This window comes from Pseudomonas fluorescens (genome assembly GCF_003732425.1).
In the GTDB taxonomy this organism is placed as follows: domain Bacteria; phylum Pseudomonadota; class Gammaproteobacteria; order Pseudomonadales; family Pseudomonadaceae; genus Aquipseudomonas; species Aquipseudomonas fluorescens_BE.
Genome location: NZ_MOBX01000015.1, coordinates 712,605 through 734,221, shown reverse-complemented (window position 1 = coordinate 734,221; position 21,617 = coordinate 712,605). Strand labels below are relative to the sequence as shown.

Sequence of the window (21,617 nt, the reverse complement as noted above, 5' to 3'; positions counted from 1 at the left end):
ATTTCGAAGGTCGATCAGAGCCCGGCGTTTTCCATGGCTTCACGGGTCCATCGACGAGCGAGCGCATAACGGTCGCGACTGGCGTTGATCAGCAGTCTGTTGTACTCCACATCGCTCATCGGGTGGCCGCTGAACACTTGAAGTTGCGGCACGCCCAACTGGTTGGCCAGGGATTCCATTTGGCGCTGGAGTCGGCTCATCCGGGTCTCCGGGGTGGGGTTGGCCCATTCGCTCTGGGCCAGACGTAACTCCTCGATCTGCTCACGCTTGCGGGTGAACAGCTCCTCGTCGATGCTCGACTGGGTCGGATGGGTTCTATCCAGATGACGTTTCCAGAAAGGATCGCCATGCAGTTCGATCATGGCATCGACCAGACCGTCGCCCTCCTCACGGGCGATGATCGAATCGTAAGCAGCATTGATTTTGGCTTGCGTCACTCCCGACCGCTCCTGATAGAGCATGCCTTCGGACTGCCATGGCAGTTCCAGACGCGTGGCCAGCCCCGTCTGGTAGGCCAGGTGAACCTCCACCTCATCCGGCGCAGGGGTTCTCGGGTCGCGGGGGGTGATTGCGTTCTGCTGTCGCTGCTGTTGCACCTCTATTCTGGCCGCCTCGGCCACCAGGTTCAGTCGCGCGGCGCTGCGGGCCAGTCTGACGAGTTTGTTGTCCAGTGCCCGAGCCGATGTCGACTCGGCGTAGGCTTTGGACACCAACACTTTCATGCCCATGATGTTGAACTGTTGTGCACCGCCATCCTCGCAACTTTTCGGGTCGAGGCTCTCCTTGAACAGCTCTTCGCGCAGTTCCGAATCCAGCGCCACGGCGTCGATCAATTCCCAGACCCGCCGGGTCAGTTGCCGGCGGGATTTGTCGGACTGGTAGTCGTTGCTCTCTCTCTGCTTGCGAATGATGCTGAAAAAATCGGCGGAACCGGGCTCCGCCATCACGTCTTGCCAGGACTCCTCGCGATATTTGCGATAGGCCGACGAACTGTAATCCGTTGTTTCATCGGGAAAGGATCGCCAGTAGGCGATCTCGTCCTTGACCGCCTGAGAGAAGGCTTGCTGACGGGCAAAGCCGAGGGACTCACGGTAATTGCCGTAACGGATGCGGTCGGCATCGGATAACAGCGCGGTGTCGAAACGTGCCCGACTGAGGACGAAGGCCTGATCGGAGCCCGGCGTGACCTCGGGCAGGGTGCGGATCGGGCAGTCACGCATATCGAGGGCAAATCCTCGCGGGCGTTGCCGGTTCACATCACCCACTTTGAACAGGCCCTCCGGCCAGGTCTGGATTTTGCTATTGGCCAGGTTCAACTCACGGAGTCGGTACATTCGCCCGACATTGGGCGCTTGCCCCAGCGGGTTGCCGTCCAGCGTCAGGGTTTGCAGACGGATGAGCCCGCCCAGCGGCTCGCGGGCGCCGGCCGTGAGTCTGATGCGATTGTTGGTCAGGTCCAGGGCTTGCAATTGACGCATGCGACCCAGCGCCGGCGGGATATCGGTGAGTTCGCATTGGCGGGCGCTGAGTTGGCGCAGCTGCGCGAAGTCGTTCAGCAGGCCGCTGTCACCGGCAGAAAAACGGGCGTTGTCGAGTTTCAGCGCGGTGATCTGATCCAGGTGCTGTTTGATCCCGGGGCGCTTGCGCAGGTCACTCCACCAGCGATCCAGATTCGGGCGTGCGAGCTCGGAGGACAAATCCAGGATGTAGCCCTGTTCCGGGTGCTCGTTGTGCGCACCGAAGATCGCGCTTTTGCGTTCGAAGCTCTCAAGGAGGCGTTCTTCGAGGAATCGCCCGCCGTCCTGCATGAACTCGATCGAAGCGCCAAAGATCGGTTCACCGGAACTGTCTACGCTGGCGGGGTAGCTGTCCCGCCATTGCTGCAGTGTGTCGCGCAGTGCCTTGCGCTCGTTTTCCAGGCGCTTGATGGCCTGATCCGGGTTGCCGTCGCCCTTGGTCTTCAGTGACCGGATGTAGGTTGCCACCTCCCGGTCGTTCATTTTCGGGTACAGCCGTTTGATCCGCTGCTCGGCTGTACTGCTGCCAAAAAAGCGCGGCCAGCCGCGTACCAGGACCTCGGTTTCCAGGGGCGGTACCGGGCGAACAGGCGGCTCGGCGAGCAAGGTTCTGCGTTCGCCGGGCGTCAGGGCTTTTTCCATGATCCACGTTTTGAGCTGCTGGCCATGGCGGCCCGACTGACCAAGAGCCGTGCGTTTGTCGGCCGGCAGGGCATCGAGGATCGCCTGATAAAAATCGCCCGCGGCCCGCAGGGAGCGGTTGTTGGCGTCCAGTACTTCGTATTGACCGTGTTCATTGCGGATCAGCCGGCGCACTTGCCCGGCATCCTCGGTGCCGACGCTGCAGCGCAGTGCCCCGTCGTAGGTGCCTTCGCGAACCTCGATGCGCAAGTCGGCAAAGCTGTCGGTGTGAAATTTGAGGGCGTTCAGGGCCAGCCGTTCAGTGTCCGGCCCCAACCGTTGCGGGTGATAGAACCCCTCGAAGGCGCGGGTCGCGCTGGCTTCGAAATCCAGTTCCCGGGCTTGCGTCTTGAGGCGCAGGGGCAAGCGGTCTTCGTTGGCGATACGTTGCAGTTCGACAGGGCTGGCCTGGGACAACAGTTTTTCCGCCAGGGTCAGTGGCAGCTTGGGGAAGGTTTGTTGCACCACACGAATGTCGGCCTTGTCTGTTCGCTCGCCGGCCTGATACATGCGTTCAGCCACTTCGCCCTGACGCGCCTGCACGGCGTCGGCCAAGCGCTCGCGTAGCGCCTGCGCGCGCCGGGCCGGCGGGACGTCACGGCCGAGCATCGCTGCACTGTCGGCGTCATCGAGAAAACCGGCCAGGCGCTCGGGCAACCTGCCAGCGTTGAGGTCGGCGTGACTGATGTCCAGTGTTTGCGCGGGCGTCGCGTTGTGATTGCCATACTGGCGTGAATAGCCGCGCAAGTCGTCACTGGCGAACACCCGCAGCGCCCGTTCCGGGGGCCATCCCGGCAAGCTGGTGGGGATGGGTTCGAACCAGACGGCCTGCGCATCGATCGGCTGGCCTTTGCGAATATGTTCGCTGGCCAGGCGCACATCGTCGTAGGCACTGAAGTGCTTGAGGGTGTCGGCCAGCAATGGCGGCGGTGCGGCGTTATCGCTATGCATCTGACGCAGGGCTGCCGTGTCGGTGCCGCTGCAGATGCGGATCTGCTCAAGCTCGGCGGGAGAGAAACGCTCGGCCTGGTGGCCCAAGCGTGGCATCAACGTTTGTTCGTCCCAGTCATGAGGGTTTTCCGCCTCGTGCAGCCAGGCACCGTGGTCGTTGTGCTCGATCTTCGGGCGGTAGGCGTTGGGGCGCGAAGGGTGTTTGATCCGGTGGGTTCGCGAGGCAGGATGAGTCGATGCTTTTTCGACGCTGTAGAGTTTGCCTTCCAGAGCCAGCAAGGTCTCCTTGCCTGACTGATGCAGGCCAAGCCTGTCGGGGCGGGAGAGGGCAGGCAGGTTGAGCTTTTTCTGTTCGTAAGGGGCCAGGTCCGGGTGCCACAGCGCCGGTTTGCCATTGGGCAGTTGCACCGGTTTCATGCCTTCGACCAGCGGCGACAGTTTGAGCTTGAAGGTGTTACCGATCTTGGCTCCCGCGGCGAATGCCACCAGCTCGATCAAGCTCGTCACCACGCCGATGACATGTTCACCCAGTTCGGTCCAGAGCCCTTCGGCGAGATCGACCAGGCCCTCGATAACGTCGGTGGTTATCTGGTAAATCGTGTAACCCATCATCAACTCGCCCAGTCCCGGCACGAACGGGGTGACGATCAACAGCACGGCATTGAAAATGTCCGAGACGATTTTCTTGAAGTTGTCCCACCAGGCCCAACGCGCCTTGCTGTCGGCATCGGCGGTGGACACGGCCAGCTCGCGGGCATCGTTGAGGATCTTGTTGAGTTTCTGCTGGTAGGCGTGCGTCCAGTAATCGGCGGACAACGGCAGGTGCTGCAACTGCAGTTGCGGTTTGGCTACATTGTCCTTTCGCCATGCCGGGAGACTGTCGGTGGCATCCGCTTTTTTGTGATACCTGACGATGAACAGGCGTTGCTCAAGCTCGGCAAAAAAGTGCCCGCGCTGCTTCTGGTCGACAAACTGGCTGAAGTACTGCTGATAGCTTTGCTTTGTGGCGGCGACGACCCTGTTTTCGCGCAGCTGGCGTGCCAGTTCCTCGCTGAATGCCTGTGGTGACGGGTATTCCTTGAGCGGGTGATCGGGGTCGTTGGGCAAGTACGCAATCAACCGGTTGATCCCGCGGCTGTCGCGCACGGCCGGTATCAACAGCAGGATGCCGGTCAGGCGGGTACCGAGCATCGACAGGTCACAGCTTTGCAGTCTTCTGCCGTTAAGCGTCAGCCGGGTCTGCCCGTCGGCCAGCGCGAGCAACATCTTGTAGGCGTCGTACTCGATGTCATTGGTGAGCAAGGCAATGTGTGCGGCAACCGCCAGCGCATCTTTCTGACTTAGCGTCACTTTGTGTTTCAGCACGGCGGTGGCAACGGGTTCATCTGGCAGCAGATGGCTTTCGAGGTGTTTTTTGTATTGCGCGCCGATGTCCAGTTCCCGGCACAAGGCCTGGAACTGGCTGACGCTCATTTTTTGCTTGATCGGCAGCACATCAAAGTTGCCGATCTTATCGGGTTTGCTGATGAAGTCCGAACCGGAGGCGACCGTTTCGTGACGGGCGAAGTTGTGCAGGGCAGCCTCCAGCAGGGACACGGTACGGGCGGTCGCCCAGTCGGCAAAGTCGCGCGTGTACCAAGGCTGGTCCTTGGGCATGTACAGGCGCAGCCAGATTCTTTCGATGTCGGTATCGCAGCCGGTCTTGGTGGTGGTTTCGATGCCGTGACGTTCTTTGAGCTTTGCCTGGAGCAGGGACGTGGCGAAGGTCACCAGGTCGACTTTTTCCAGCAGGCGGTCAACCTGGTTCTGTGAGGCCCAGGCCTTGAGGTTGGCGGCTTTGAGCTTTTCCAGATACGCGCTCGGTGCGCTGGTGTACCACGCCTGACCGTTCAGGGGCATCGCTGCCAGTGCCAGACCCCGGTCGACCGTGGCGGTCTTGAAGCTGTCATCGACCGCACTGGCGATGAAGTCGTAGTGCCGGCCCTTGTCCGGCGTATCGGCAGGCATGCAGGAATCAGACATGGCCAATCATCCTTGATTGTTGGAGGAATGATCAGCGTACCTGTGAGGGGGTAAAACAAAAGTTCAAAGATCAGCGGCAAATGCCGCTATGGGGCGCTAACCCGACGAAAATTCGAATCTGAAAAATACATAGATACCACCCGCCAGCGAGAAAACGTCACTCGGAATCAGAAATGCCTGACACGAATTGTTACCTCGCTAACGCCGGCATCGTGTCGATCATTGCCACGCCTGTTGTTGTCACCGGACGACATTGCGAGTCGCTACCGGGTTGCAGATACGGCGTGAGAATCGGTGCCATGCCCTTGAGCACCTGCACGGGCAGGGCCGAGGTGAATTTGAAGTTCTCCGCCGAGCGGCCCGGCACGAATGCGGTGAGGGTGCCGAAGTGATGGTCGCCGATGTAGAAGACGAAGGTCGCGGTGCGGTTGATCGACTTCGAACTGAGGATGCGTCCGCCCGAGCCGATGGCCTCAATGCGGTTGTCACCAGTGCCGGTTTTGCCACCCATGGCCAGCGGGCTGCCATCAGCCAGTTTGAAACTGCCGGAAACACGTTTCGCCGTGCCGGCGTCGACCACTTGCGACAACGCCTCGCGCATGGCCGTGGCGACCTCGGACGGCATCACCCGTTTGCCGACATGCGGGTCATTGACCAATTGCGTTTCGTAGGGCGTGCCAGCGGCGAAATGTAGGCTGTCGATGCGCAGGGTCGGCATGCGCACGCCGTCATTGAGGATGGTGCCGATCAACTCGGCCAGTGCGGCAGGGCGGTCACCGGAGCTGCCAATGGCGGTGGCCAGCGATGGCACCAGATGATCGAACGGGTAGCCGACTTTCTGCCAGCGCTGGTGAATCTCGAGGAACGCTTCGATCTCGAGCATGGTGCGAATACGACTGTCGCGGGCGCCCTTGTGTTTGCTCTTGAACAGCCAGCTGTAGACTTCCTGACGCTCGAAGTGACTGGCCTTGACGATCTCGCTGAAGGTCGCGTCCGGGTGATGCAACAGGTAGCCCATCAGCCACAGATCCAGCGGATGCACCTTGGCGATGAAGCCTTGATCGGGCAAATCGAAACTGCCGGGGCCGTAGGCGTCGTAAAGGCGAATCAGGCGATCGTCGGTGAGTTTTTCGGTGAGCTTGGCGCCTTTGAGGTGTGAGCGGACGAAGGTGTTGAAGTCTTCCTGACTGGCATCCGGCAGCAAGTAACGATGCACGGCGGCCATGCGGATCGGGGTCGGGCGCATGCTGTCGAGAAAGGTGTCGAGCCGCGCCTGGGTGTCCTTGTTTTTGTATTTCTTCCAGAACTTGAGCAGGAATGACGTGCCCTCGCGGTCGGCGAAATTCGCCAGGTATTCCTGCCGGCGCGGGTCACGGTCGTCCTTGAGCAGTTCGGCGCTGCTGTTGGGGCCGGAGTAGGTGACATAGCGCACGACATCGCGCATCAGGCGAATGAACGGCAGGTTGATCGACTCACGCAGGGCATCGCGCAGGGTCGGCAGGCGGCCGTTGTCTTCCTTGCGAAAGTTGTGGAATGTGTGCAAGCCGCCACCGGTGAAAAACGCCTCGCCGGGGCTGGCCGAGTATTTGCGGTCGAGCGCGGCACCGAGCATCTTCGACAGGTCGTGATCCTTGTTCTGGATCAGGTAATCGATGACCCACTGGCTGAGGCGGTCCTGATCCGGTACGTCGACCTTTTTCAGTTCCGGCACGCTCATGGCGCCGTACTTGTCGTGCAGTTCGGCGATGATTTGCAGGTAAGTGGTGAGCACGCGCATTTTCGCGGTCGAGCCGAGTTCGAGTTTGCTGCCTTCGTTGATGTCGAATGGCTGGTCGGTGCTGTCGGTCTGCACCCGCACGCGCGAGCCGTCCGGGGTCAGTTCGAAGAGGGTAAAGCTGTAGCGCACTTGTGTGGTGCTGGTCGGTGTCAGCAAGCGTTCACCGAGCAGACCGATTTCGGCGGCGTAGACCGGGTCGGCAAGTTTCTTCAGGTAAGCGGTGGCCTGGGTTTGCAGGTCGCCCTGCAGGGTACTGGTGGCCGAGAGGTCGAGGCGGTCGAGGTCGTACAGCGGCCGGTTGAGCATGCTCGCCAGACGACTGCGGGCGACGCTGATGCCCTTGTTGGTTTCGATCGGTTGAATGGTCGGCTGGGTCTGCCAGTCGCGGTAGGTGACTTTGCTGGTCAGCGCGGCATCGGCCAGGGCGCTGTCGATCACAGCGTTCTGTTTGAGCAGGCGCAAATGGCTGTCGGTGAGGTCGGCAAGCTCTTCGCGGCCCTTGGTCAGGTAATGCGAAGGGCGGCGCTGGGCGATCATCAGCGACAACATCTCGCGCAGGGCCAAACCTTTCGCGGCCATGGTTTTCGCATCGGTGGCCGGGTTGTTCAGTTGTTCGTTGGTCTGGTTGAAATCGCTGCCGTACCACACGCGCAAGCCTTCGGCCATGCCATGCACTTCACCATGCCCCGGCACCGCTGACAACGGCACGCTGTTGAGGTAATCGCGCACGATGTTCTGCCGCGCCCCGAGGGTTTGCGGGCCGGGCTGATAGGCGCGCACGCTGGCGGACATCATCTGCCGCAGCTTCTCGGCACCGGACACCGTCAGGCCATCCGGGGAATGCCGGTACTTTTCCAATTGCGTCGCCAGCGTACTGCCGCCCGCCGACTGCCCCGGCAGGCGCAGCAGTTTCGCCACTTGCGACCACACCGCCATGCCGAAGCGCGGCCAGTCCACCGCCGGGTTGGCCAGCGGCTGTTTCGGGTCGAGCAGGAAGCGGTTTTCGATGAACAACAGGCTGCTGACCACCACCGGCGGGATGGATTCGAAGCTTGCATACAGCTGTTGCGGGTAGTTGTACTTGTACAGCGGTGCGGCCCGGCAATCGGTGATCGACAGCCCGGCCTGAATCTTTTCGGAATACGGCACGAACAGACCTTTGTCGGTGTAGCTGAGCAGCGCCGGGGAAAACCGCGTCTGTTCGGTGATGACGTAATTGCGTTTTAGCAGGCGCGGCAGGAATTCATCCAGCGAGCTGTAACCCAGGCGCAGATCGAACGGCCCATTGCCCGGATAACGAATGGCTTCGCTGGGGCCGGGTTCGAGGGTGTACGTCAGCGACGCGGCGTACTGGCTGAGCTCGCGAGACTGGAAGCGCGAAGTGCGCATTTCCTTGGACGCAGCCAGCCCCACGACGATCGCGATAATCACCAGCAACAACCAGAAAGCCTTCCACCCATGCCGGTTGCGGCGGGGTTTTTCAGGGACAGGCGCTTCATCCACTCGTTCAGTCGGAACCACGGCTTTACTCGAATCGGTTTGCCACAAAGCGCCCATAGTCGATTGATCCATTCACGCAGATTGATCGGACTTGTCTGAAGCTTAGACGGTGGTTGCGCGTGGTGAAAAAAATGTGAAGGGCGGGCGAGGGGTGGTTGCTGAATAAATCTGAAAGGTCAGCGGCGGGGCGAAATGAGTCTGCAGCCAACTCTGTGGCAAGGGGGGAGCCATTTAGAAAGGGTGCCTGGCTGTTGAGTTGCCCAAATGAATGATCGAACCGTGCAGGAACACTTGTGTGGCGAGGGAGCTTGCTCCCGCTGGACTGCGCAGCAGGCCCAAACCCTGTGATTGCGGTTTCTCTGAAACACCGCAGATTGGGGATTGGCGACTGCTGCGCAGCCGAGCGGGAGCAAGCTCCCTCGCCACAGGGGAGTCAGAGCCAGCAGGCATCCCAGAGTGGGTAGTCGCCTATCTTTTCGACTAGTCCGGCCCGCAGGGGATTGGCGACGATGTAGCGGGCATAGGGACGCAAACATTGTCCGTCGCGGATGGCGCGGTCGTGGTAGCCACTTTGCCAGAAGGCACCTTTTCGGTTCAGCGCGCGATTGATCGAAAGCGTGCTACGGGATTTCACTGCCTGCATGAGTGGTTGCAGATGCATTCCTTCCAATTGAACCAGCCAATGGAAGTGATCTGGCATCACCACCCAGGCAATCGAATTGACCCACCTCTGTTCATGGGCTCGTTTAAGTTCTGCTACCAGCAATCGACCCAGTCGCCAGTCACTGAAGATCTGACGGCGCTGATAAACCACCGCAGTGATCAGATAAGCGCGTCCAGGTTCTGAGCAGCGTCCTAGTCGAAGTCGATGTGAGTTTAGATGGTTGCGCATTCCGTTGCGTCCGTGTTGTTGGCTCCCTCTTACGCTAGATGTTGAGTATCTGAGTTGAGTCTGAGATGGCTGTCAGACGATTCCGATGGTTGTGCAGGCAATGTTTTTGTGGCGAGGGAGCAAGCTCCCTCGCCACAGGGGGCTGAGCCATTTAGAAAGGGTGCCTGACTGTGGAATTGCCCCAATGAAGAATAGAGCCGTGCAGGAACACTTGTGTGGCGAGGGAGCTTGCTCCCGCTGGACTGCGCAGCAGGCCCAAACCCTGCGATAGCGGTTTGTCTGAAACACCGCAGATTGAGGGGTTGCGACTGCTGCGCAGCCGAGCGGGAGCAAGCTCCCTCGCCACAGGGGAGTCAGAGCCTGCAGGCATCCCAGAGTGGGTAGTCGCCTATCTTTTCGACTAGTCCGGCCCGCAGGGGATTGGCGACGATGTAGCGGGCGAACGGTTTCAAATCCTCACCATCGCGGATGGCACGATCATGATAGCCGCTTTGCCACAACGCCCCCTGTCGCCCGGTCTTCTGATTAACAGCATGCGTGCAACGCGCCTTTATTCCGCCAATGACCTCTCCAAGCGTGCCGTTTTGAAGTTGCATCAACCAATGAAAATGGTCAGGCATGACAACCCAGGCAATTGACTCTGCACGTCCTTCTTCATGAGCTTTGCGAAGTTCTGCTACCAGCAGTCGACCTGTTTGCCAATCTGAAAATACGGGTTGGCGTTCGTGAACCACAGAGGTGATGAAGTAGGCGCGGCCGGTTTCCGAGTATCGACCTTGGCGTAGACGGTGAGAGTTTGGTTGGACTGCCACGTTTAGCTTCCTTGCGTTCGTTTATCAGATTTCCAAAGGCTAGTGCGTGATTACCCGACTCGGAGCGGCAATGACTGAGTGAAATTTCTGAATTTGACGAAGTATTTATGGCTAACCGATTTATTTGGGATGAAGGATTTATCGGTGGCGAGATGAGATCTGTGGCGAGGGGATTTATCCCCGTTGGGCTGCGAAGCAGCCTGGTTCTGGCTATTCGGTTTACCTGATGCACCTCATGTCCGGTTTTACGACTGCTGCGCAGCCGGACGGGGATAAATCCCCTCGCCACAAGATTTGGCGCTTCGGGGATATTGAGATAGCCGGTCCGGGGCATGACGATGCACCAATGCTGTGCAATACTCGGCGGCTTTTTCGGTGGCGAATATTCCTACGTAAAGCAGGTAATGCCTCTCCGCAAACCGGGCTTTAGCCGAGAGTTGTCGCTGAATGTTGTGGTTTATAGAGTGAAATCGCCTGCCCAAGGCTTTTTATACTGCACGCCCCGCTGATCTTGCAGGTTGCCCTGCAAGACGCGTTTGCCCACGAGGCAGGCGCGGTTTCACGGCAGCCAAGGCTTACCGGCCGACGCTTCGAACTCGGTGGTCATATCCAATAACAAGACGAGGTTGCACCCCTATGCCAGTTGGCAATCACCTGCCTCACGGCGACACCGCTCAGGGCGGTCCGCTCAAACGCGAACTCGGCGAACGGCATATTCGCCTGATGGCGCTCGGAGCCTGTATCGGCGTCGGTCTGTTTTTAGGTTCCGCCAAGGCCATCGAAATGGCCGGCCCGGCGATCATGCTGTCCTACATTCTGGGTGGTCTGGCGATCCTGGTGATCATGCGCGCCCTCGGCGAAATGGCCGTGCATAATCCGGTCGCCGGCTCGTTCAGCCGTTACGCGCAAGACTATCTCGGCCCATTGGCGGGCTTCCTCACTGGCTGGAATTACTGGTTCCTGTGGCTGGTGACTTGCGTCGCGGAAATCACGGCGGTGGCCGTGTACATGGGCATCTGGTTCCCCGATGTGCCGCGCTGGATCTGGGCCCTCGCGGCGCTGATCAGCATGGGCTCGGTCAACCTGATCGCGGTGAAGGCCTTCGGTGAATTCGAATTCTGGTTCGCCCTGATCAAGATCGTCACCATCATTGCCATGGTGATCGGCGGCGTCGGCATCATCGCTTTCGGCTTCGGCAATGACGGCGTAGCGCTGGGGATTTCCAACCTGTGGGCCCACGGCGGCTTTATGCCCAACGGCGTAACCGGCGTGCTGATGTCCCTGCAAATGGTCATGTTCGCCTACCTCGGCGTGGAGATGATCGGCCTGACCGCCGGTGAAGCGAAGAACCCGCAAAAGACCATTCCCGATGCGATCGGCTCGGTGTTCTGGCGGATTCTGCTGTTCTACGTCGGCGCACTGTTCGTGATTCTGTCGATCTACCCGTGGAACGAAATCGGCACCCAAGGCAGTCCGTTCGTGATGACCTTCGAGCGTCTGGGCATCAAGACCGCCGCCGGCATCATCAACTTCGTGGTAATCACTGCGGCGCTGTCGTCGTGCAACGGTGGCATCTTCAGCACCGGGCGCATGCTCTACAGCCTGGCGCAGAATGGCCAGGCACCGGCGGGTTTTGCCAAAACATCGAATAATGGCGTGCCGCGTCGAGCGCTGTTGCTGTCGATTGCGGTGTTGCTCTTGGGCGTAATGCTCAACTATCTGGTGCCGGAGAAAGTCTTTGTCTGGGTGACCTCGATTGCCACCTTCGGCGCGATCTGGACCTGGGTGATGATCCTGCTGGCCCAGCTGAAATTCCGCAAAGGCCTGAGCGCCAGCGAACGTGCCGGCCTCAAATACAAGATGTGGCTGTACCCGCTCAGCTCGTACTTTGCGCTGGCATTTTTAGTGCTGGTGGTCGGCCTGATGGCGTACTTCCCGGACACCCGCGTGGCGCTTTATGTGGGGCCGGCGTTCCTGGTGCTGCTGACCGTGTTGTTCTACGTGTTCAAGCTGCAACCGAACAACGTAACGCAAGGTGCAGTGCGTTCGGCTTCGTAAGTTGTAACGGTAAAAACAACAAAGCCCCGATCGAGAGATCGGGGCTTTTGCATTTTTGAGTAAGGCCAACTGGCCAGGCACTGAAAGGATTTACGCTGCCGCCACGTCCTGCGGCTCAAAACTGTCCGCCCGCGCCATCTGCCACATCCGCGAGTAAAACTCGCCATTCACTTCCCCGGTGAGCAATTCCCCCGGTTTCAGGAACACGTGCAACTGCGAGAACAACTTGATCTCGGTCGCTGACATGCGCCGCACCAGGTGCTTGGCCGACAGTTGCGACGGATGTTCGAGGCCGGCAGCGGCAAGCATTTCTGCCAGTGCCTTGAGCGTGTTGCGATGGAAATTGAAAACTCGCTGCGCTTTGTCTGGCACCACCAGCGCGCGTTGGCGCAAGGCGTCCTGCGTGGCCACGCCGGTCGGGCATTTGTTGGTGTGGCAGCTTTGCGACTGGATGCAGCCGATGGCGAACATGAAGCCGCGTGCCGAGTTGGCCCAGTCAGCGCCGATGGCCAGCACGCTGGCGATGTCGAAGGCGCTGACGATCTTGCCGCTGGCGCCGAGTTTGATCTTGTCGCGCAGGTTCAGGCCGACCAGGGTGTTGTGCACAAACAGCAGGCCCTCGCGCATCGGCACGCCGATGTGGTCAGTGAACTCGACCGGCGCGGCGCCGGTGCCACCTTCCTTGCCGTCGACGACGATGAAGTCCGGCAGGATGCCGGTTTCCAGCATGGCTTTGGCGATACCCATGAACTCCCACGGATGGCCGAGGCAGAACTTGAAGCCCACCGGTTTGCCGCCGGACAGTTCACGCAGTTGCTGGATGAACTGCATCATTTCGATCGGTGTGGAAAACGCGCTGTGACGCGACGGCGACACGCAGTCTTCGCCCATCAGGATGCCGCGTGTTTCGGCGATTTCCTTGGTGACTTTGTGCTTGGGCAGGATCCCGCCGTGGCCGGGTTTGGCGCCCTGGCTCATCTTGATTTCGATCATCCGCACTTGCGGGTTCTGCGCCTGGGTGGCGAAGCGTTCCGGGTCGAAACGGCCGTCGCTGGTGCGGCAACCGAAGTAGCCGCTGCCCAGTTCCCAGGTCAGGTCGCCGCCGTGTTCGCGGTGATAGGGGCTGATGCTGCCTTCGCCAGTGTCGTGGGCGAAGTTGCCGAGTTTCGCGCCTTGGTTCAACGCGCGAATGGCGTTGGCGCTGAGCGAGCCGAAGCTCATCGCCGAAATGTTGAACACCGAGGCCGAGTACGGCTGGCTGCACTGCGGGCCACCAACGGTGACGCGGAAACTGCTCGGGTCGCTCAACGGCGCCGGACGCATCGAGTGGCCGATGAATTCGAAACCGGATTGATAGACATCGATCAGCGTGCCGAACGGTTTGTCGGCGGTTTCGTTTTTCGCTCGCGAATAGACCAGCGAACGTTGCGCACGGGAGAAGGGCAGGGCATCGCTGTCGGACTCCAGCAAGTATTGGCGGATTTCCGGGCGGATGCCTTCGACCAGATAGCGGATGTTGCCGAGGATCGGGTAATTGCGACGCACCGCGTGCGGGCTTTGCAGCAGGTCGAACAGACCGATCAGGCTCAGCACACCGGTGACGGCGGTGATGGGCCACAGCCAGTCGTGGTCGAGGAAGGGCAGGCTGGCGAGGGTGAAAATCACGCAGACGGCAAAGAAGGCGTAGCGGCTCAGGAGTGACAGGCTCATACGGTTTCCTTGGTTCGGACTTGAAAATTGGCAATGGCACGTTTGCTTTTGTGGCGAGGGAGCTTGCTCCCGCTGGGTTGCGAAGCAGCCCCAAAAACTGCAGTTACGGTCTACCTGAAACACCGCATATTCAGTATTTGCGACTGCTGCGCAGCCGTGCGGGACGGTGCGACGATTCGACAAGCTCCCTCGCCACACGGGATCTATTGCCACAGGAACGCGTTTCAGGCGTTTTGTGCCTGGAGAAAAATCGAAAACAGCTCGGACTGGGATTTGATCCCCAGCTTGCTGTACATGTGTTTCTTATGGACTTTCACGGTTTCTACGGAGATTTCCAGCTTACGGGCGATTTCTTTACTGGAGCAACCGCTGAGCATCAAACGCCCGACATCCAGCTCGCGGGCCGTCAGTTGCGCGCCTTTGAGTTGCTGCACCGAGGCCTCCAGTTGCACCCGCCAATCGGTCGGCGCGGGGGCGGTGGCGAGGGCCACGGTTTCGTTGATCTCGTACGGCAGGCGCTGGCGCAACAGGCCCAGCACCCAAGGCTGAATCAAAGACAGCAGCGCAATCTGTTCGCCAGTGAAACGTTTTTCACTGCCCAGCGACAGGCACAGCGTGCGCTCGCCTGCGAGCTGACAATTGAACTGGATTTCGTCCGCCACGACATTCAGACGAAAGTATCGCTGGTAATACTCGGTCAGTTCGAAATGCTCCGGCGCCACCTCCGACAGGCGATACAACCCGGTGCGCGACTGCTCGCGGCAGGCAATGTAGAACGGATCGAGCAGGTACAGACCGCGCAGGTAATCCTGGAACAACTGATCGGGACTGCCGTCTTCGCCGGGGCATTCGGCGAAGACCTGCGGGCGTTGATCGGCGCTGAACAGCAGCGCTACCCAGCTATCGAACGGCACGTACTGGTCGAGCAGACGCATCAGTTGCGCCCAGAAATTCGGCTTGTCGAGCGCGTCGATCAGTTGCCCGACGGCGCGATGCCAGGTGATGTCGTCAAACGAAAGTGTCATCGATCTACCCCTATCGGGTTACCCCGGCCGCGTGATTTCCTGGCCGGCTGCTTGCTGCGCATACTGGCCCACAGGCAGCGACCGGGCAATCTTTCAGCGCCCGATGCTCATCACAAGGAATTCCCATGAAAGTCGAACTCGCGCAACTGGCGGGCCGTGACAATGCCACGGCCTACAACCTCGAACGCGCACTGGCCGCGATTGCCGCGTGCGCGGCCGACACGCAATTGATCGTGTTCCCGGAAACCCACCTGATGGGCTTCCCGACCGCTGAAACCGTTGCGCAGATCGCCGAGCCCGTGGACGGCCCGACCGTCAGCGCGGTGCTGGCCGCCGCCCGCGAACGCAACATTGCCGTGGTGATCGGCATGGCCGAGCACGACAACGGTCGCTTCTACAACACCACGCTGCTGCTCACCCCTGAAGGCATCGCCCTGAAATACCGCAAGACGCATTTGTGGGCGTCGGATCGCGGCGTGTTCGAGGCCGGTGACCGCTATGCCACGTGCGAGTGGAACGGCGTGCGCGTTGGCCTGTTGATTTGCTACGACATTGAATTCCCGGAATCGGCCCGCGCCTTGGCGCAACTGGGGGCCGAACTGTTGATCGTGACCAACGGCAACATGGACCCGTACGCGCCGACTCACCGCACCGCGATCATGGCCCGGGCGCAGGAGAATCAGGCCTTTGCGTTGATGGTCAATCGCGTCGAGGCCGGGGATGACGGTTTGATGTTTGCCGGTGGCAGCGCGCTGGTCGATCCGCTGGGGACGTTGCTGTTCGAAGCGGGGCGTGAAGAAGGCACGTTCAGCGTCGAGCTGGATTTCGCTCAACTGGAGACTGCGCGCAAGGACTATCGCTATCTGGATGATCAGCGTTTGAAGTTGCCGGGGGAGGTGCTGGAGCACGCTTCCGGGCTGCGCGAGTTGCTGATTCCTGCGCGCTGAAGATCAAAAGATCGCAGCCTTCGGCAGCTCCTGCATTGCAATGCCTACTCCTGTAGGAGCTGCCGAAGGCTGCGATCTTTTATCTATTCATCTGACTCACCCAAAACAACAAAGCCACAAAGCCACACCCGAAACATTCGCCGAACCCGGCTCTGCCATAAATCCAATAACATTCGGAGTAAGTCGCCCATGGCTCGTTTGCAACGCACCCTTTCATTAGGGTCGGTGGTGCTGTTCGGCATCGCCTACATGACGCCGATCATTGTCCTCGGCACCTTCGGCATACTCGCCCAGTCCACCGCCGGCATGGTGCCCGCCGCGTATCTGGCGGCGCTGGTGGCGATGTTCTTCACCGCCATGAGTTACGGGCGCATGGCCGCTGCATTTCCCGTCGCCGGTTCCGCCTACAGTTACGTGCGCAAGGCGATCAGCCCGAAACTCGGCTTTATCGCCGGTTGGGCAGTGCTGCTCGATTACCTGTTCCTGCCGATGGCGATCTGGCTGATCGGCGCGGCGTACCTGGCGTCGGCGTTCCCGTCGATCCCGCAATGGATCTGGGTGCTGGCGTTCATCGGCATCACCAGCGCAATCAACATCATTGGTCTGAAACTGGCCAACGGCATCAACGCCTTGCTGATGCTGGTGCAGTTTCTCGTGCTGATCGCCTTCGTCGCGCTGTGCGTGCACTACATCGGTGGCGATGCGAGCACGCCGTTGTGGTCGATCAAGCCGTTCTTCAATGGCGACATGCAGATGCCGTTGATCATGAGCGGCGCGGCCATCGCCTGTTACTCGTTCCTCGGCTTCGATGCAGTCAGCACGCTGACCGAAGAAACCCGCGACCCACGCCGCACCATCCCGCGCGCGATCATGTTGATCACCTTGATCGGCGGGTTGATCTTCCTCGGCGTTTCGTACTTTGTGCAGATCGCCCATCCATCGTTCCAGTTCGACAGCGTTGACTCGGCCGCCTATGAAATCGCCCGCAATATCGGCGGCGATCTGTTTGTCTCGATCTTCCTCATCGGTCTGATTGTCGGCCAGTTCGCCTCGGGGCTGTCGGCGCAGGCCAGTGGCTCGCGACTGCTGTTCGCCATGGGCCGCGATGGCGTGTTGCCGAAGTCGTTCTTCGGCACTTTGCACGCGCGCTTCGGCACACCGGTCAACAGCATCCTGCTCTGCGCCGTGGTGGCGTTGCTGGCGCTGAAACTCGACGTGACCACCTCGACTTCGTTCATCAACTTCGGCGCGTTTCTGGCCTTCAGCCTGGTCAATCTGTCGGTGATCTTTCATTACTGGATCGGTGGCGAGAAAAAGGGGCTGCGTGAGCTGGTGCTGTTTTTGATCTTTCCGTTCATGGGGCTTGTCGCGGATTTGTGGCTGATGGTCAGCCTCGATCACCTGGCGGTGTATCTGGGGCTGAGCTGGCTGGCGATCGGCGTGGTGTACCTGGCGGTGCTCACCGGGGGTTTCCGCCGCCAGCCGCCGGAGATGGACTTTCAGGAAACGACCTGAGGCGCCTTCAGGCAGCGGGCCGGCTCTGGCGCATTGGCAACTCGACGCGAAAGGTTGTGCCCACGCCCGGTTCGCTGCGTACCGAAATGTCGCCACCGTGCTTTTTCACAATGCCGTAGGACAGGGACAGGCCAAGCCCGGTGCCCTGGCCGACCGGTTTGGTGGTGAAAAACGGATCGAAGATCTTCTGCAGGATGTCCGGCGCAATCCCCGCGCCGGTGTCGGCGACTTCCACCCACGCCGTGTCTTGTTGCTGCCCGGTGCGCAAAGTGATGGTGCCGCGTTCGGGTCCCATGGCCTGCGCCGCATTGACCACCAGGTTCATGATCACCTGATTGATTTGCGACGGCAGGCATTCGATGTCCGGCAGTGGCTGGTATTCCTTGATCAGGTCGGCCTTGTACTTGAGTTCGCTGGCGACGATGTTCAGGGTCGACTCAATGCCTTGCTGCAGATTGGCCCACTGCCATTGCTGCTGGGTATCGACCCGGGAGAAATCCTTCAGGTCTTTGACGATCTGCCCGACGCGGCCAATGCCTTCCTTGGACTCGCGGATCAGCACCGGGATGTCCTCGAGCAGAAAATCCAGATCGGCGTCTTTGCGCAATTGCTCAAGCCGGGCCACGGACTCGCTGTCGGGAGTGGGACCAAGCGTCTGCCAGGCATCGAGTACGCTCAGCAACTGTTTGAAGTAGCCGTCCAGCGTGCCGAGGTTGGAGGAGATGAAGCCGATCGGGTTGTTGATTTCATGGGCCACGCCCGCCGCCATTTGCCCCAGTGACGCAAGTTTTTCCGACTGCACCAACTGACTTTCCAGTTGCTTGCGTTCATCGATTTCCCGCTGCAGTTCTTCGCTGGCCTGTTTGAACTGAGCCGTGCGCTGATCGACCAGATGTTCCAGGTGATGCATTTGCAATGACGCGCGTTCGGTCATCTGCCATTTGGTCAGCAGAGTGTTGGCCATCTGCTGCACTTCGATGTTGTCGAACGGCTTCTTCAGAATCAGCAAGCGGTCATGCGCCTGCAGACGCTCCAACAGTTCATCCCAGGAATAATCCGAGTAGGCCGTGCAGACCACCACTTGCAACTGTGGATCCTGCTGCCACAGATGCTCGATGGTTTTCGCGCCGTCCCAGCCGTCGGGCATGCGCATGTCGACAAAAGCCAGCGCGTAGGGGCGTTGTTCCGCCAAGGCCTGGATCAGCTTGCCCAGGCCTTCCTCGCCGCCATAGGCCGAGTCCAGCTCGAACGGCGGACGTTCGGCGCGCACCTGAGCGCCAAACAGTGCCGCTTCCATCTCGTCCAGTTCCACCGACTGCGCCGCCGGCGGCGCGAGAATCTTGCGAAAGTCTTCATGGATCGACGGCATGTCGTCGATCAGCAGAATGCGGCGGTTCGACAGTTCGCTCATGCGTTCTCCGTGACGCTGATCAGGGGGATCTGCAAGGTGAACAACGCACCCTGGCCGACTCCGTCACTGTGCGCGGTGAGGTGGCCGTTCATCTCGATGGTGGCCAGGGCGCAGCTGTGCAGACCGAAGCCGTGGCCTTCCTTGCGGGTGGTGAAACCGTGGGCAAAGATCCGCGTCATGTTTTCCGGCGCGATGCCTTCGCCGTCGTCCTTGACGCTGATTTCAAGGAAGTTGTCATCGACGATCCTGACCGCCAGGGTCATGGTGCGGGGGCGGTTGCTGAGGTCGGACATGGCGTATTTGGCGTTGCTGATCAGGTTGATCAGGATCAGCAGCAAACGGTGTTTGTCGCCCATCACCTGCGGCACGTCGGCGTATTCCCGGACCACCGTGACGTGGTGCCGGGTCAGGGCGCCGGCATTCATGCGCAACGCGTCTTCGAGCAATTCGTTGATGAACAGCGGTTCGGTCATGCTGTTGGCGCCGGCATAGGATTGCTGGGTGGCGACGATGTCCTTGATGTGATCGACGCTTTTGTTCATCTGGTTCAACTCGTCGAGCATTTCCTGCTGTTCCTGGGCAATCGCGACCACCAATTGGTTGAGGTAGCCGGGGAGCAATTTGCCCTTGGCGTCTTCACTGAAAAAGGCGCCGAGGTCGTCCGGGTGTTCGTTGATCAGTTGCATGGCCTTGCCCAGGCCTTGGGCCTTGCTGTTGCGCAGCTTGCGCGTGATCAGGTCGCTGGAGATGTTCACGCTGTTGAGCACGTTGCCAACGTTGTGCAGCACGTTGGTGGCGATTTCCGCCATGCCGGCCTGACGCGCCGCGTCGAGCAGTTCGCTTTGGGCGTTCCGGAGTTCCCGGGTGCGTTCTTCGACCCGTTGTTCCAGCGCATCGTTGGCCGTTTGCAGGGCACTGTTGACCCGGTTGATCTCGGCGAAGCTGCCGATCAGGCGGATGGCCAGCCACACCAGCGATAACATCAGCAGCACCGAGAACAACAGCAGGTAGAAGTGGTATTGCCGGTCGACCCGATCGGCGCTCTGCTGGTCGTGATCGAGCATGGTGGTGATGTTGTCGAGGCGCTCGGCCACGGGGATGTTTTCGATGCTTTCGAGCAACTGGTTGACCAGAGGCTGCTCACGCGCAATCAGCGAGATATGGCTGCTCATGATTTTGATCGGGGTCTGAAACGCCGGCGGCAGGCGTTGTGCGTTCACTTTCAGCTTGTTCAGGCCGACCTCGATATCGGCGGCCCTGTCATCGGAGGTGACTTGGGCGAATTCGAGGGCGCTGAGCAGCAGGTCGTAGGTGTCGGTGGTGATGTTCTGCAGCTGTAATTTATCGAAGTCCGACAGGCTGGCGAGTTGCTGTTGGATGTCGTCTTCAGCGGTGGGCAAGAAGGCCAGAGAGTTGCGCAACAGCGCGTTGTGCGATTTGAACTGCTCGACCAGCCGGGTCTTTTCCTGCATCGCCTGCAGGAAACTTTCGTGAGCGTCGTTCCATTGCGCCGAGTCGCTGCGCCCATGCCCGGACTCGATTGAGTCGAAGCGCGCCCAGAGCCGGTTCATTTCGTTCATCGGTGACACCAGCGGATCGTAGTTGTGGGTGAGCGCCACCCGCGCCTTGAGGAGTTCGTTTTCCCACAGCGAGTTCTGCTGTTTGATCTGCCGGATCAGATCCCGCGATTCGGTGTACGTCATGGTCTGGTCAGAGCTGGATTTGATGTACAGGAACAGCAGGATCGAGGCCAGCGCCAGGGCGACCAGGGTCAGCAACAACAGGCTGCGTCGCCGCGAAATGTTGATCATGGCTTGTCCTCCCGTTGGCCAGTCAGGGTTGTGAGAAACAGCATGATCAGCCGTTTGTCCTCAGCGCTTGGCATGCGCCCCAACTGGTACTGGAACATCACATCCACGGCGCGTTCGAGGGTGGGTGCCGAACCATCGTGAAAGTACGGCGCGGTGATCGCGACATTGCGCAGGCTCGGTACTTTGAACACGGCCCGGTCGGCTTCGTCGCCGGTGACGTTGAAGCGGCCCTGATCGGCCACGGTCGGGTTGCCGCGATCGGCAATGTAATCGCCGAACACGCCGAATTTCTGGAACATGTTGCCGCCGATGTTCACCCCCTGATGGCAGGCAATGCAGCCGTACTCCTTGAAGCGCTGGTAACCGTATTTTTCTTCCAGGGTGAGGATGTCGGTGTTGCCCTGCAGGTATTGATCGAAGCGCGAATCGGGCGTCAGCAGGGTGCGTTCAAAACTGGCCAGCGCCTGCTGGACATTGGCTTGGGTCACGCCGTCCGGGTAGGTGGCGGCGAAATCGCGACGGTAGTCGGGGTCGTTGCCGAGGCGTTCGATCACGGTGCGCCAGTCGCTGCCCATTTCATGGGGGCTGGTGATGACGACGTTGCTTTGTTCCTCCAGCGTTTCGACGCGGCCATCCCAGAACTGGCGGAAGTTGAGGGCCGCGTTGAACACGGTCGGCGTGTTAAACGCCACCGGTTTGCCGTCGAAGCCCAGCGACAAGGCGCGGCTGTCGGCACCGTTCTTGTCGAGTTGGTGGCAACTGGCGCAGGACAGCGTGTTGTTGATCGATAACCGTGGCTCGTGGAATAGCCGTCGACCGAGTTCCACGCGCCGGGCATCCTGCTGCGGCACCGCGGGTAACGGTTTGAGCGGTTCGTCCAGCGGTTCGGCGCTGGCCCCGGCGCAGAGTCCGCACAGCAGCAGCGCCATGACGTGACGGAAAAGACTCATCGGCAATTGTCTCCCTGACTCAAGGCCGCTTGCACAGT

At 60.1% G+C, this 21,617-nt stretch carries 12 protein-coding genes; 3 read left to right on the top strand and 9 right to left on the bottom strand.

Annotated features, from left to right (window positions below; translation table 11 throughout):
* Window positions 1-14: 14 nt before the first annotated feature.
* The 4 genes from BK670_RS25250 to BK670_RS25235 all read right to left on the bottom strand — a co-directional run bounded on the left by BK670_RS25250 (window position 15) and on the right by BK670_RS25235 (window position 10,152).
* Window positions 15-5,171, bottom strand: a complete 5,157-nt coding sequence (locus tag BK670_RS25250; RefSeq protein WP_123453852.1) for an NEL-type E3 ubiquitin ligase domain-containing protein — start codon at window positions 5,169-5,171, stop codon at window positions 15-17.
* Between the two features lie 190 nt (window positions 5,172-5,361).
* Entirely contained in the window at window positions 5,362-8,505 is a 3,144-nt protein-coding gene (locus tag BK670_RS25245) for a transglycosylase domain-containing protein (protein ID WP_123453850.1), read from the bottom strand.
* A gap of 376 nt (window positions 8,506-8,881) precedes the next feature.
* Complete coding sequence (locus tag BK670_RS25240; protein WP_123453848.1) at window positions 8,882-9,340, bottom strand: REP-associated tyrosine transposase; 459 nt, start codon at window positions 9,338-9,340, stop codon at window positions 8,882-8,884.
* Window positions 9,341-9,693: 353 nt separating this feature from the next.
* Complete coding sequence (locus BK670_RS25235; protein ID WP_123453846.1) at window positions 9,694-10,152, bottom strand: REP-associated tyrosine transposase; 459 nt, start codon at window positions 10,150-10,152, stop codon at window positions 9,694-9,696.
* Between the two features lie 636 nt (window positions 10,153-10,788).
* Here BK670_RS25235 and BK670_RS25230 point away from each other — a divergent pair.
* Window positions 10,789-12,210, top strand: a complete 1,422-nt coding sequence (locus BK670_RS25230) for an amino acid permease (protein ID WP_123453844.1) — start codon at window positions 10,789-10,791, stop codon at window positions 12,208-12,210.
* A gap of 90 nt (window positions 12,211-12,300) precedes the next feature.
* Here BK670_RS25230 and BK670_RS25225 read toward each other — a convergent pair whose 3' ends face one another.
* Both BK670_RS25225 and BK670_RS25220 read right to left on the bottom strand, forming a co-directional pair.
* Window positions 12,301-13,920: an FMN-binding glutamate synthase family protein gene (locus tag BK670_RS25225; RefSeq protein ID WP_123453841.1), complete on the bottom strand. Its 1,620-nt coding sequence runs from the start codon at window positions 13,918-13,920 to the stop codon at window positions 12,301-12,303.
* Window positions 13,921-14,144: 224 nt separating this feature from the next.
* Window positions 14,145-14,945, bottom strand: coding sequence for a helix-turn-helix transcriptional regulator (locus BK670_RS25220; protein ID WP_123453839.1), 801 nt, complete (start codon window positions 14,943-14,945; stop codon window positions 14,145-14,147).
* Window positions 14,946-15,070: 125 nt separating this feature from the next.
* On the opposite strand from BK670_RS25220, the gene BK670_RS25215 reads away from it, so the two are divergent.
* Both BK670_RS25215 and BK670_RS25210 read left to right on the top strand, forming a co-directional pair.
* Window positions 15,071-15,892 (top strand): carbon-nitrogen hydrolase family protein, encoded by an 822-nt coding sequence (locus tag BK670_RS25215; RefSeq protein WP_123453837.1) that lies wholly within the window; start codon window positions 15,071-15,073, stop codon window positions 15,890-15,892.
* Window positions 15,893-16,081: 189 nt separating this feature from the next.
* A complete protein-coding gene (locus BK670_RS25210; protein ID WP_123453835.1) occupies window positions 16,082-17,407 on the top strand; it encodes an APC family permease in 1,326 nt (441 codons plus the stop codon).
* Between the two features lie 7 nt (window positions 17,408-17,414).
* Here BK670_RS25210 and BK670_RS25205 read toward each other — a convergent pair whose 3' ends face one another.
* From BK670_RS25205 to BK670_RS25195, 3 genes are read right to left on the bottom strand one after another with little or no spacing between them, the layout of a single operon-like run.
* Entirely contained in the window at window positions 17,415-18,818 is a 1,404-nt protein-coding gene (locus BK670_RS25205; RefSeq protein ID WP_123453833.1) for an ATP-binding protein, read from the bottom strand.
* Complete coding sequence (locus tag BK670_RS25200) at window positions 18,815-20,629, bottom strand: DAHL domain-containing protein (protein ID WP_123453831.1); 1,815 nt, start codon at window positions 20,627-20,629, stop codon at window positions 18,815-18,817. Before BK670_RS25200 ends, BK670_RS25205 begins: the two co-directional genes overlap by 4 nt.
* Complete coding sequence (locus BK670_RS25195; protein ID WP_123453829.1) at window positions 20,626-21,579, bottom strand: cytochrome-c peroxidase; 954 nt, start codon at window positions 21,577-21,579, stop codon at window positions 20,626-20,628. Before BK670_RS25195 ends, BK670_RS25200 begins: the two co-directional genes overlap by 4 nt.
* Window positions 21,580-21,617 lie beyond the last annotated feature (38 nt).

What these genes read in the sequence shown, in the direction of transcription:
- BK670_RS25250 (WP_123453852.1), bottom strand. Translation starts at nt 5,171, where the DNA reads ATGTCTGATTCCTGCATGCCTGCCGATACGCCGGACAAGGGCCGGCAC.
- BK670_RS25245 (WP_123453850.1), bottom strand. Translation starts at nt 8,505, where the DNA reads ATGGGCGCTTTGTGGCAAACCGATTCGAGTAAAGCCGTGGTTCCGACT.
- BK670_RS25240 (WP_123453848.1), bottom strand. Translation starts at nt 9,340, where the DNA reads ATGCGCAACCATCTAAACTCACATCGACTTCGACTAGGACGCTGCTCA.
- BK670_RS25230 (WP_123453844.1), top strand. Translation starts at nt 10,789, where the DNA reads ATGCCAGTTGGCAATCACCTGCCTCACGGCGACACCGCTCAGGGCGGT.
- BK670_RS25225 (WP_123453841.1), bottom strand. Translation starts at nt 13,920, where the DNA reads ATGAGCCTGTCACTCCTGAGCCGCTACGCCTTCTTTGCCGTCTGCGTG.
- BK670_RS25220 (WP_123453839.1), bottom strand. Translation starts at nt 14,945, where the DNA reads ATGACACTTTCGTTTGACGACATCACCTGGCATCGCGCCGTCGGGCAA.
- BK670_RS25215 (WP_123453837.1), top strand. Translation starts at nt 15,071, where the DNA reads ATGAAAGTCGAACTCGCGCAACTGGCGGGCCGTGACAATGCCACGGCC.
- BK670_RS25210 (WP_123453835.1), top strand. Translation starts at nt 16,082, where the DNA reads ATGGCTCGTTTGCAACGCACCCTTTCATTAGGGTCGGTGGTGCTGTTC.
- BK670_RS25205 (WP_123453833.1), bottom strand. Translation starts at nt 18,818, where the DNA reads ATGAGCGAACTGTCGAACCGCCGCATTCTGCTGATCGACGACATGCCG.
- BK670_RS25200 (WP_123453831.1), bottom strand. Translation starts at nt 20,629, where the DNA reads ATGATCAACATTTCGCGGCGACGCAGCCTGTTGTTGCTGACCCTGGTC.
- BK670_RS25195 (WP_123453829.1), bottom strand. Translation starts at nt 21,579, where the DNA reads ATGAGTCTTTTCCGTCACGTCATGGCGCTGCTGCTGTGCGGACTCTGC.